Consider the following 13,067-nt stretch of genomic DNA (forward strand, 5'->3'; position numbering starts at 1 on the left):
GGAAATGTTGCAAAAAGAACAGTTAGGATTATGTCCGGAGGATTTTGTTCTTCCGGCCTCTTTCTTATTATCCATGTCCTTGTTAGGTCTGGAGTTTCCTTTTGCATATATATTAGTCTTCATCGTCCTGTATCTCTCACTGATAGTAAACAAGTATGATTTCCTGTTACAAAGTACGATCTTATTTGGAGTATTTGGTTTCTATGATGAAAATGTGACTTTTCCCATTAAGATGCACGATTTGCTATTCATCGTATATATAGCCGGATTCTTTATTTATTGGAAGAAGAAAAACATCAGTAAACTGCTGATATTGATTTCAGCATATATATTGTTCTTGATTTTCGTTGCAATGCTGAGTGACGAAACCTTGATTGTACAAATAAGAAGATTAAGATTATATATGCATATTCTTTATTTTCTTTTTCCTTTGTTGGTTTTCAGAAATCACGATTTCGAAATCGATAAGTTCTTCAAAAAGCTGTTCATTTATGTGCTAATTATCAGTAGCTTCTACATTCTGGATTCTTTAGTATTCAGTAGTAATATCCTAGTACCGCGTACAACATGGGGAGATCTGACCTATACGACTTTAGAGATGAATCTGTTTGGTGAATTTCTCAGAATATATCCTCCGGGAATGTATTTTGTGGCACTACTTTTATTTCCTATGCTTTATCTCTATAAAACTCCCTTAAAATATATATTGATCATAGCACTGGGATTAATTTGTACGAAAACATTCAGTGTCATAGGAGGAGTCTTGATTACCATCTTCTGCTTTTATGGTACATGGAAGAAGAAAATCATATATTTGGTAATCGGATCTGTGATGTTGGCCGCCGGATATGTATTAGACGGACAAATGAATGGAGCATTGCGTGTTCAACATCTGGTAGGTCAGTTTACCTCCTTTGCATCTTATCGTTCTGTAGAAGATGCTATGAGTGACATGGACAATCTGGCTGAATTCGGTTCTGACAGAGGTGCACAGATCATTCCTAAAATAGAATTGCTCACTTCTACACAAAAGCTCATGCTTGGGTTTGGGTTTCTCCATAACGAGTTAACAACCAATGATGATTACATCATCCATAATGAATATTACTCTGATCAATCGGCAGCCGAAGAGGTAGCCTCTTTAGTAGAGGTTACACAAGTCCAGACTATACTTGATACAGGACTCATTGGTTTTTGTGTGCAACATTTATTCTATATTGCCATTTACTTTTTCCTTCGAAAATATAAGTATAGCAATTTGTATCTTGTAACTCTTGTTTGCATTTCTATTTTTGGTGTCGGAGGATTCGCCGGTCTGAATATTCCACATGGACTTTTATTATTAGGACTGGCTTTGGGATGTGTTTTACTTGCGAATAAAGAAATCTGGAATGTTAAGTCGTCTGTTTCTATATGAAAGCCAAGATAGAGTCATATAAAAGTGGAGCTATATATTCTGCGGGATTAAGCGTTGTAGTAAAATTCATCGCTTTTTTCCAGAACTTCCTGATCGCTTATTATCTGGGAGCCGGGACGGGGACGGATATTTATTTTTATATGTTCGGAGGCATGATAGCTGCTTGTGAAATTCTTCAAAGCATCACTTCTTCCATACTGATTCCCCGCTCCATGTTATTAAGGAATCAAGACTCATTTCATACTGAAAACGCATATTTGAATGCTTTTTTATATACCATTCTCTCGATAGCAATTATCATTATAGGCATTATACTGATAAATGGAAAAGAATGCCTGTTATTGCTTTCCAATTTTTCGGCACAGGATATTGATATACATTTGCCGTTATTATATATTTTACTACCTGCCTCCATACCTTATATAATCAATGTTGTATATGTAGAAGTTTTGGCATCTTATAAGTATTTTATTTTTCCACAAATCATTACTGTAATCAATAATATATTCATTATTCTTTTCATAGTTTTATTTCATGCTTCACTCGGCGTTTTTTCATTGGCGGTCGGTTTTGGTATTGCAACTATAATAAACTTTTTATGGCTGGTCATTTTTATAAGACGTAATCTATCATGGAGTTATTCATGTTTTTCATTTACACATCTGAAAGATAGTTTCAGTGATATATGTGTCAAGCTTGTAAATGATTCTACAATGGCATTCACAACTATGTTTCCGATGTACCTCCTTTCCATGTTCTATCCGGGAACTATTACAGTGATAACTTATGCTAACAAACTATTACAAGCACCAATGATTTTGTTAGTTCAGCTTTTTGCAGTTTTACAAATAAAACTGAGTGAGTTGTATTCCAAACATCTCGGACGGGAAATGAAGCGTACTTATATAGAAATCGGAGGGAAGTCAATACTTTTAAGTTTGATTGGCGCTATTTTCTTTTTTATTCTTCGCAGACCTATTGTAGAAATATGCTTTGGCAATGGAGCCATGACACCTGAAAATATTGAAGTATTTATTGAAGTACTGGGCATACTTATTATCAGTATCCCATTTTCTATTATCACTGCTGTATCAACACGCATGTTATTCGTTATGCGTAAAATAAAGACATATACATTTCTGATGATCCCCTGCAACATAATTACGTGCGTTTTGTACTATTGGTTAATTGAGCAAAAAGGTGTGAATGGTTATGCTGTGGCAGATGTTTCAATGGAAGTTGTTAAATCAGTAATGCTGTTGGGATGTACTCTCCTGCTACTGAGAAAAATAAAATGCAAATATGAAAATTAGTATTATTACACCGGTATATAATAGGGAAGACTGCATTAGTAGATGTATAGAGAGTGTAGCAATTCAGGCTGAAGGAGTAGAACACTGGATTGTGAACGATGGTTCCACCGATGCTACATTGTCTATAGTACGACAGTTTGCCGATAAGTATCCGCATATTCATTTATTAACATACGAATGTAATGCCGGAGTAGGAGCAGCACGAAATGCCGCCATACAAAAATGCACCGGAGACTACATCCTTTTTGTGGATAGCGATGACTATCTTGCTGAAAATGCGATTGCTTTTATCCGAACAACTATAAAAGAATCTCCCTCTTATCTTCATTATTTGTTTGCGACAAATGGGCGTATGTCTTTCTATGAGACCTATCACCTATTAGAGCAAAAACAAACTGTACTAACCTATTTTGACTGGTTAAGAGGCAAGGTTGGTGGTGATTTTGTACATGTTATGAATCGTGGTATGTTGCAAAAATTCCCTTTTAATGAAGAATTACGAATTTATGAAGAAACTAATTTTCTAAAACTGCACCGCTATTCAAGAGAGCAGTTATTCACTAACCAAATTATAGTCTATACGGAACTGAACAGACAAGATTCTGTATCTTTACAGTATAGGTTAAACAATTCACGCGCTATACGTTTGGAATACATAGCATTGCAAAATATTATATATGATTTTTATGATGATTATGTAGCTGCTGGAGCATTAGTGCAAATACATGAACGCATCAGGAAATATCGTTTTCTGGCAATAGCTGTCAATGATTATAGAGATGACGAGTTAATACCAAAGAACCAGTTATTACAGGTTTTCAAAATATTAAAGCTGGGATATTTGATGCGTATGTTTATTATTATTCATTCTCATATAAAATATATGTTTAAGAAATGAGAATCTTGCATCTGATATATTCATTAAATGTAGGCGGTGCTGAACGCATGGTAATTACTCTCGCTAATTATCAAGTGCAAAGTAATCAAGTAGGATTATGCATTATCAATAATCTATATTCTCAAAAGTTATTGAACGAATTAGATAGTAGAATACAAGTGTTCCGTATCAATCGTAAAAAAGCAAGTCGTAATATTCTGGACGTATTTCAATTGAACAGATATGTCTTTAAGTTCCATCCGGATATACTTCATATCCATGATTCGGATGCTATCCTTTATATACCTATTCGCTCTTTTTACCATACGATATTGACTATTCATGCAATGGATTTGCCATTAAAAGGGTACAAGCTTTATAATCAGACTGTGGCAATTTCCAAAGCTGTGGCCGATAATACTGAGAATCGAGGACTTTGTAGACCGGAAGTAATATACAATGGAATTTCAACTTCTGCAATCCAGCGAACAAAGAAGAATATCCCCAATGCTGAACAAAATTTTCGCATTGTGCAAGTAGGCAGATTGGAACATGGTATTAAAGGACAACATTTAATATTAAAAGCTTTACATAGATTATCTTCTTCCCATATTAGTGTAGATTTTATTGGGGATGGCAGTTCTTATAACTATCTGAAAGAAGTAACCCGACAGCTCAAACTGGAGAAACAGGTAAACTTTCTAGGTAATCGTGATATAGAATGGATATATCATCATTTGTGTGATTATCACTTATTGGTTCAACCATCAATAAGCGAAGGATTTGGACTTACTATTGCTGAAGGTATGGCTGCGGGAGTCCCTGTACTTGTATCTGACCTGCCCGCTCCTTTAGAAATAATAGACAAAGGTAAACAAGGTTATTATTTCAGGCACAACGATGTGGATGATCTCTGTCGGATGTTACGTTATATAATTAAACATTATGAAGAAGCTCTGCAACTTTCTGATAAAGCACAGACATTTGTAGCAGTTAATTTTGATTCCAACCTAATAGCCCAACAATATATCAATTTATACAATGAAAAGATTAAAGATACTTATAGTCAGTAAATTCTTATATGCACGTGGAGGAGCAGAAGTTTATGCCATGAATTTGGGAGAAATGCTGCAAAAGCAAGGACATGAAGTCTGTTTCTTTTCAATGCATCATCCGCAGAATATCCATGTAAATGAGGATAAATATTTCGCAAAAGAGGTATCTTTCTTTCAGCCATCAATCAGTGGAAAAATCAATGCAGCTTTACGTATCTTCGGAACTGGAATAAAACGAAATTACGAGAAAATATTAGATGATTTTCAGCCGGATATTGTTCACCTAAATAATATACATTCTTATCTTTCACCTATAGTTGCCAGATTGGCACATAAAAAAGGTATTAAGGTAATATGGACCGTTCATGATTATAAGTTGATATGTCCTGCATATTCTTGCCTCTGTAATGGGATGCCTTGTGAGGCATGTTTCACAGACAAATCCAAGGTTGTATCCCGCCGATGCATGAAAAATAGTTTTCTTGCCAGTCTTCTCGCCTGGAGTGAAGCTGTATATTGGAATAAAGAAAGACTATCTGAATGGACAGATGCTTTTATCTGTCCCAGTAATTTTATAGCACAGAAGATGATGAAAGGAGGTTATTCGGCGGATAAACTTCACGTTATTTGCAATTTTATTAACGACGAGAAAGTTAAATTCATCATCGAATCAACGTCAGAAGAAAGAGAAAGTGCTTATGCATATATAGGGCGCCTTTCAGAAGAAAAGGGAGTTATAGAATTGCTAAAAGTCGCAGATCGTTTACCATATAAACTATATATAGCGGGAAACGGGCCTTTAGAAAATGAACTGAAACGAGTCTATTCATCTAATCATATCAAGTTCCTCGGACATTTATCTGCTATGGAAATTATTGGATTATTGAAGAGAGTACAATTTTCTATGGTTCCTTCTATTTGCTATGAAAATAATCCACTCAGCGCTATCGAATCATTATGTTGTGGCACTCCCGTATGCGGTAGGCGTATTGGTGGTATTCCTGAATTATTAGAAAAAGATGCTGATAATCGCCTGTTTTCTAATGAAGTAGAGCTTATAACATCTCTTTCGGATATGTTTATTTCTTCTTCGGAGGTAGATAGACAAAAACTATCTGTAACCTCATGTGAACGCTTTTCTGCCGAACTATATTATCGAAAATGGTTGGAAGTTGTTCAAAGCATTTAAAATTTAGATATATTTGTCTTTAAGATAAAGAAATATGAAAATTGTAGTAACAGGGACCAGAGGCATTCCCGGTATACAGGGAGGGGTAGAAACGCATTGCGAAGAGCTCTATCCATTAATTGCAGATAAACAGCATGAAATTATTGTTGTTCGCCGTCCCTATTATGCAGTGGATCATTCTGTAAAAGTATATAAACAAGTTATTATAAAAGACATAAGAGTGCTGCGTAACAAGCATTTGGAAGCTTTCATACATACTTTCTTGGCCGTGTTATATGCACGCAAAGTAAAAGCAGATATTGTACATATTCATGCAGTAGGTCCGGCATTAATGACCCCTTTAGTACGATTATTAGGTATGAAAGCGGTAATCACCCATCATGGTCCAGATTATGATCGTGATAAATGGGGAAAGTTTGCCAAATGGATACTTCGTATGGGAGAAAAAACAGGAATGTACTATGCTAATCATATCATAGTTATTTCTGAACATATCAGACGAATGATTCAACAGAAATATCCAGATAAGAAAAATATAACACTGATCTACAATGGAATAAATCCAGTATTTCCTGCACGTAGCACTGAACATCTTCAAAGTCTGGATTTGACAGAATATGGTTATATTTTAGCAGTAGGGCGTCTTGTGAAAGAGAAAGGCTTTGATAAACTAATTGAAGCCTTCAAACAACTATCTCCAGTATCTATAAAATTAGTAATAGCTGGGGATGCTGATTATCAGGATGAATATACTCAGAAGTTAAAAGAAATGTGTAAAGGGCAGAAGAACATACGCCTGGTAGGCTTTATCAAAGGAGAAAAACTTGCACAATTATATACATACGCACGGATATTTGTATTACCTTCCACGCATGAAGGATTGCCTATCGCACTACTTGAAGCTATGAGTTATAATTGTCCGGTACTGGCAAGTGATATTCCTGCTAATAAGGAAATAGAATTACCGGAGGAATGTTACTTCAAAAGTGGAGATTTATCCTGTTTGCAACAGGCTCTGAAGAAACAATTGGAAAATGCTCAGACAGAACGGGTTTCTTACAACTTGTCTGCATATAACTGGACCAATATAGCCGGACAGACCAAAGAAATATATAATTCTCTAATATTATAAAACAATATAGATAACAATTTAACGTTCTATATACTAAAGAATTCTGTATTTTAAGAATGAATATACAATCTTCAATATATACTTTTCCGTTGAAACGGAAAAGTAACTGTATACTCAAACGAACACTTGACATAGTGTTATCATTGATAGTCTTGACTACGATATATCCAGTGGCGTATATCGTCATCGGGTGTTGCATCAAAATAAAGATGCCGGGTAAGATTATATTTACTCAAAAGCGCAACGGCTTATATGGGAAGGTATTTACATGTTATAAGTTTCGCTCCATGCTACCCAATGGTGAAGCCGATACACAACAAGCCTACAATGAAGATCCACGTATTACTCCATTAGGGCATTTCTTACGTATTACCAGTCTTGATGAATTACCTCAATTCTGGAATGTTCTCAAAGGAGATATGTCTATAGTAGGACCACGTCCTCATATGCTGATACACACTGAGCAATATTGCAATATTATTCCTGAATACAACAAAAGGCTTATGGTGAAACCGGGAATAACGGGTTGGGCACAGATACACAACTTGCGCGGTGAAACGGAAAAATTAGACAAGATGAAGAAAAGAGTGGAATATGATATATGGTATATTGAGCATTGGTCATTCTTATTAGACCTAAGAATAATGCTGAGCACAGTGAAAATAATATTTCGATAAGCCTATGCGTACAGTCTGCCACATACTCACAATCCTGTTTTGTTTTTCTGCATCCTCCGTGATGACAGCACAAAATGGCCTGAAACAACAGAATGTTTCATCTTTCGTTGAATATGGAGCATCTGTCCACACAGGCGATAATACTCCTTTATGGCAAGTAAGTAATCAGCATGGGCTTTCCTCTATCGACAATAATACTTACTTGAGAGGTGGTGCTTTCTATACAGATACAATCCGCCAATGGAGGTTGGAAGGTGGACTGGATATGGCAATGGCTACAGGGTTTACATCTACCTTTGTTTTGCAACAGGCATATGCAGATATTCGATACAAATGGATAGGATTACTTATTGGTAGTAAAGAGATTAATTCCCCTTTGTTAAACCAAGAATTAAGTAGCGGAGGATTGCTCTGGTCAGGAAATGCAAGACCAATTCCGCAAGTATGGATAGGCCTTCCTGAATATGTACAGATACTGCCGCGCCTTGCCTTGAAAGCAGAAATATCATACGGATGGTTTACTGACAATAAATACCAGGAAAAAAAAGTTGGAGAAGATTTCTGGTATACCAAGAGTATCAAATACCATCACAAGAGTGGATTTCTCCGCATCGGTGTACCACAAGGTAAATGGCAACTGGATTTAGGTATGAGCCTGGATGTACAATTTGGCGGTTACAAAAGTGCCGGAATAGATGCAGGAGATTTGGGCAATAGTTGGAAAGATTATTTCAAAGTATTTATCCCGACTCATGGAGATGACAGCAGCCCGGAGGGTGAACAGATAGCTTATCAAGGTAATTTTATGGGCAGTGAACATATCCGGATGACCTATCGTCACAATGATTTCTCAATTAGTGCCTATATAGAAAACTATTACGACGATTTCAGCGGAATGGGTAAGCTCAATGGATTTGACGGATTGTGGGGAGTCGAGTATAAATCCGATCACAAGCAAGCTATCAACGGTTTCGTTCTGGAGTATTATCAAACTACCAATCAAAGTGGTCCGATGCATGGGTTGGACTTCAGTGAGGTAAAGAAGACCGGAGGAGCCGATGACTACTATAATAATGATTGGTATCCCGGCTGGGTACATTGGGGGATGAGTATGGCCAATCCGTTAATAGCTTCTCCCATTTACAACAAAGATGGCGATATGAGCTTCAAATACAACCGTATACGAGCACTGCATTTAGGCTGGAGCGGAGACATCAGCAGCGAATGGACATACCTCGCAAAACTGTCATATAACAAAACTTGGGGAACTCCTTTCAAACCTATACCCGATATATTAGAAAATTTTTCTACTTTTGCATCAATTATCTACACTCCCCGTAAATGGAAGGGATGGAAGTTCAATGCTTCTATCGCTTTTGATACTGGAGAGATATATGGCGACAATTTAGGTTGCCAGTTGAAAGTACGAAAAATATTCTAAAGAAATGAATTACATACAGACAGAAATTGATGGCGTATGGTTGATTGAGCCAAAAGTGTTTCGCGACGAGCGTGGGTATTTTATGGAAGCCTTTAAAGAGGAAGATTTTAAAGCGCACATAGGTGATGTGCATTTCGTTCAGGACAATGAATCGAAATCCTCTTTCGGCGTGTTACGCGGACTGCACTATCAAAAAGGAGAATACTGCCAGTCGAAACTGGTACGTGTCATTAAAGGAAAAGTTCTGGATGTGGCCGTGGACCTGCGACGGACATCCCCAACGTTCGGCAAATACGTCAGCGTGGAACTCAGTGAAGAGAACCAACGCCAGTTCTTCATTCCTCGTGGTTTTGCACACGGTTTTCTGGTATTAAGCGACGAAGCTATTTTTACGTATAAAGTGGATAATGTGTACGCTCCACAGGCAGAAGCATCCATCCGCTACAATGATGAAGCAATAGGCATTGACTGGCCGATTGCCGAAGAACATTTACTATTATCTCCTAAAGATAAAGCTGCTCCTCTTTTTAAGGATGCAGTATATTTTGAATAAAGAGTATGAAGATAGCTATTGTCGGTACAGGATATGTCGGTCTGGTGACTGGAACCTGTTTTGCAGAAATTGGTGTCAACGTTATTTGCGTAGACACGAACAGTGAGAAAATCGAAGCACTGAAGAAAGGTATCATTCCTATTTATGAGAGTGGTCTGGAAGAAATGGTAAACCGGAATGTGAAAGCCGGACGCCTGCACTTCACCACTTCGCTGGAAAGTTGCTTGAATGAAGTGGACGTCATCTTCAGTGCCGTTGGTACTCCTCCTGATGAAGATGGAAGCGCTGACCTTAGTTATGTACTTGAAGTCGCCCGTACTATTGGCCGGAATATGCAGAAATACATATTGGTAGTTACCAAAAGTACAGTTCCCGTTGGCACAGCTAAAAAAGTACGCGCTGCTATTCAGGAAGAATTGGATAAACGAAGCATTAACATTCAATTCGATGTAGCTTCTAATCCGGAATTTCTAAAAGAAGGTAACGCCATTAATGACTTCATGAGTCCCGACCGAGTAGTAGTAGGAGTAGAGTCCGAACGGGCAAAGAAGCTGATGAGCAAGCTCTATAAGCCGTTTTTGCTAAATAATTTCCGTGTTATATTTATGGATATTCCATCTGCCGAGATGACTAAATATGCAGCTAATTCAATGCTCGCCACCCGCATCAGTTTTATGAATGACATAGCTAATCTTTGCGAACTGGTAGGCGCGGATGTGAACATGGTGCGTAGCGGTATTGGTTCGGATACCCGCATTGGTCGTAAGTTTCTCTATCCCGGTATTGGTTATGGAGGTTCTTGCTTCCCAAAAGATGTGAAAGCACTCATTAAGACCGCTGAACAAAATGGCTACCAAATGCGTGTGTTGCATGCAGTAGAAGAAGTAAACGAACTGCAAAAAAGTATCCTTTTTGATAAGCTTTGCAAGCATTTCAACAATGACCTGAAAGGTAAAACAATTGCTTTGTGGGGGCTGGCTTTTAAACCGGAAACTGATGATATGCGTGAGGCCCCTTCACTGGTTCTGATAGATAAATTGCTGAAAGCCGGATGTAAAGTACGCGCCTATGACTCCGCTGCAATGGACGAATGCCGCCGCCGGATAGGAGAGAGCATTTACTATGCAAGAGACATGTATGATGCCGTACTTGATGCTGATGCTTTGATGCTGGTTACTGAATGGAAGGAGTTCCGGTTACCGTCTTGGGCAGTTATCAAGAAGACCATGGAACGAGCTGTAGTACTGGACGGACGCAACATCTATGATAAAAAAGAAATGGAAGAGCAAGGGTTTATTTATTATTGCATCGGACATTAAGAATATTAAAACGGAGGGAGTTATGATGAAGTGGAGTACTATTTCTATAGTGCTCGTTATTATGCTGACATCTTGCAATAACGTCAAAAGTGGAGAGACTTCCAGCAAGGAAGATCTGACCGCAAAAGAAATGTTGCAAGGTATCTGGATAGATGACGAGACGGATATGCCGTTAATGCGTATTAGCGGTGATACGATTTATTATGTCGACCCTCAAAATATTCCAGTTTATTTCAAGGTACTTCGCGACACAATATATGTACGAGGTAATACCCCTATAGCTTATAAAATAGACCGGCAGACAGAATACAGTTTCTGGTTCCATTCGCTTTCTGATGAAATCGTGAAACTGCATAAGTCAGAAAACCCGGAAGATACACTGTCATTCTCCAGTCAGGAAGCGGAAGCCATTCCCACTATCTCCGAAGTGGTGCAAAAGGATAGTGTGGTAATGTATAAAGGGACACGTTATCGGGGATACGTCTATATTAATCCCTCCAAGATGAAGGTTATCAGGACTACTTATTCAGATGAAGGAATTGGTATCGACAATGTATACTACGACAATGTGATACATATCTGTGTCTATGAAGGGAAGAATTTACTGTACGGTCAAGATATAACCAAGAAAATGTTCCATACTGTCTTCCCGGAAGAGGTACTCAATCAAATGATTCTTACTGATATGGATTTTATGGGGGTAAATGAAAAAGGTTACCATTATGAAGCAACACTCCGTGTTCCGGAAAGCTCCGTTTACCGCCTCGTAGATTTGACTATTGACGCTGATAAAGAGCTACATATAAAAATGGTGGAGTAGTAAAACTTCACCATTATTTCTTTCTACCACCTTTATTCGCATTTCTGCCTCCCTTGGATGGGCGAAAGTTTCTCTTGCCTCTGCCATCATAACTGCGTGGTTTGTATTCAGGTGCTTCGCCTAACTCCTCGGGTACACCTATCTTATAAATCTCTTTCTCCAGGAAATTCTCTATCTGCTTGAAATTGCTTTGCTCCTTTTCACTGATGAAAGTCAAAGCAACACCATCATTATTAGCACGTGCTGTACGGCCAATACGGTGAACGTAATCTTCGCTATCATGGGGAACATCGTAGTTGATCACAAGACGGATGTCATCAATATCAATACCACGTGCCACAATGTCAGTGGCAACAAGGATATTTACACGTCCGGCTTTAAATTCATGCATTACCTCCTCACGTTGAGCCTGTTCCAGATCAGAGTGCATTTCTCCTACATTCAGCTTCATCATTTTAAGGGCTTTCGTCACCTCTTTTACCTTCAGTTTGGATGAAGCGAATATAATTACGCGTTCCGGTGTTTGTTCAGCAAAAAGGCTACGGATGATACCCAACTTCTGATTCTCGTAGCAAACATACGCTGCCTGCACGATCTTTTCGGCAGGACGGGAAACAGCAAGCTTAACTTCGGCAGGGTTGTTGAGAATGGTATTAGCAAGTTGTTGAATCTTGGCAGGCATGGTGGCAGAAAACATAATTGTTTGCCGTTCCTTAGGCAAGTACTTCACTATCTGCATAATGTCGTCATAGAATCCCATATCGAGCATACGGTCGGCTTCATCAAGAATGAAGTAGGAGACACGCGAAAGATCAACATAACCCAAACTAAGATGAGCAATCAAACGTCCCGGAGTAGCAATTACAACATCAGCTCCCAACATCAACCCTTTTTTCTGTTGTTCAAAAAGTACTCCGTCGTTACCACCGTAGACAGCTACACTACTGACAGGCATAAAATAAGAAAAACCTTCCATCTGCTGGTCTATCTGCTGTGCCAACTCACGCGTAGGCGACATAACAATACAGTTGATGGCATCTTCCGGATGGTTACCTTCCGATAATTTATTCAATACAGGCAACAGATAAGCGGCTGTCTTACCAGTTCCGGTCTGTGCTACGGCTATCAAATCTCTGCCTTCAAGTATAACGGGGATGGATTTCTCTTGTATAGGTGTGCACTCGTCGAAGCGCATGGCTTCCAGTGCATCAAGCACCTGATCATTCAGTTGTAGTTCGGAAAACTTCATGTTTCTTTTTATTTAGCCGCAAAGA

General features: G+C 38.3%; 12 protein-coding genes. 11 read left to right on the top strand and 1 reads right to left on the bottom strand.

Annotation, left to right across the window (positions count from 1 at the left end):
• Positions 1–4 precede the first annotated feature (4 nt).
• The 11 genes from DW036_RS12125 to DW036_RS12175 are packed head-to-tail and all read left to right on the top strand — an operon-like array spanning position 5 to position 11,793.
• Positions 5–1,417 (top strand): hypothetical protein, encoded by a 1,413-nt coding sequence (locus DW036_RS12125; RefSeq protein WP_118402289.1) that lies wholly within the window; start codon positions 5–7, stop codon positions 1,415–1,417.
• Positions 1,414–2,730 (top strand): lipid II flippase MurJ, encoded by a 1,317-nt coding sequence (locus DW036_RS12130; RefSeq protein ID WP_118464623.1) that lies wholly within the window; start codon positions 1,414–1,416, stop codon positions 2,728–2,730. Before DW036_RS12125 ends, DW036_RS12130 begins: the two co-directional genes overlap by 4 nt.
• A complete protein-coding gene (locus DW036_RS12135; RefSeq protein WP_118464624.1) occupies positions 2,720–3,628 on the top strand; it encodes a glycosyltransferase family 2 protein in 909 nt (302 codons plus the stop codon). Before DW036_RS12130 ends, DW036_RS12135 begins: the two co-directional genes overlap by 11 nt.
• Positions 3,625–4,680, top strand: a complete 1,056-nt coding sequence (locus tag DW036_RS12140; protein ID WP_118464625.1) for a glycosyltransferase family 4 protein — start codon at positions 3,625–3,627, stop codon at positions 4,678–4,680. Before DW036_RS12135 ends, DW036_RS12140 begins: the two co-directional genes overlap by 4 nt.
• Complete coding sequence (locus DW036_RS12145; protein WP_118464626.1) at positions 4,649–5,851, top strand: glycosyltransferase; 1,203 nt, start codon at positions 4,649–4,651, stop codon at positions 5,849–5,851. The genes DW036_RS12140 and DW036_RS12145 overlap by 32 nt, the downstream gene beginning before the upstream one ends.
• A gap of 34 nt (positions 5,852–5,885) precedes the next feature.
• A complete protein-coding gene (locus DW036_RS12150; protein WP_118464627.1) occupies positions 5,886–6,983 on the top strand; it encodes a glycosyltransferase family 4 protein in 1,098 nt (365 codons plus the stop codon).
• 56 nt (positions 6,984–7,039) lie between these two features.
• Entirely contained in the window at positions 7,040–7,660 is a 621-nt protein-coding gene (locus DW036_RS12155; RefSeq protein ID WP_118464628.1) for an exopolysaccharide biosynthesis polyprenyl glycosylphosphotransferase, read from the top strand.
• 4 nt (positions 7,661–7,664) lie between these two features.
• A complete protein-coding gene (locus DW036_RS12160) occupies positions 7,665–9,101 on the top strand; it encodes a capsule assembly Wzi family protein (RefSeq protein ID WP_369906447.1) in 1,437 nt (478 codons plus the stop codon).
• A gap of 4 nt (positions 9,102–9,105) precedes the next feature.
• Positions 9,106–9,654: a dTDP-4-dehydrorhamnose 3,5-epimerase gene (gene rfbC / locus DW036_RS12165; RefSeq protein WP_118464629.1), complete on the top strand. Its 549-nt coding sequence runs from the start codon at positions 9,106–9,108 to the stop codon at positions 9,652–9,654.
• 5 nt (positions 9,655–9,659) lie between these two features.
• Positions 9,660–10,973: a UDP-glucose/GDP-mannose dehydrogenase family protein gene (locus DW036_RS12170; protein ID WP_118464630.1), complete on the top strand. Its 1,314-nt coding sequence runs from the start codon at positions 9,660–9,662 to the stop codon at positions 10,971–10,973.
• A gap of 22 nt (positions 10,974–10,995) precedes the next feature.
• A complete protein-coding gene (locus tag DW036_RS12175) occupies positions 10,996–11,793 on the top strand; it encodes a DUF4738 domain-containing protein (RefSeq protein WP_118464892.1) in 798 nt (265 codons plus the stop codon).
• Between the two features lie 13 nt (positions 11,794–11,806).
• Here DW036_RS12175 and DW036_RS12180 read toward each other — a convergent pair whose 3' ends face one another.
• Positions 11,807–13,042, bottom strand: coding sequence for a DEAD/DEAH box helicase (locus DW036_RS12180; RefSeq protein WP_118464631.1), 1,236 nt, complete (start codon positions 13,040–13,042; stop codon positions 11,807–11,809).
• Positions 13,043–13,067: the final 25 nt, after the last annotated feature.

Origin of the sequence: Bacteroides sp. AF39-11AC, assembly GCF_003474285.1 — a bacterium.
Taxonomy (GTDB): Bacteria; Bacteroidota; Bacteroidia; order Bacteroidales; family Bacteroidaceae; genus Bacteroides.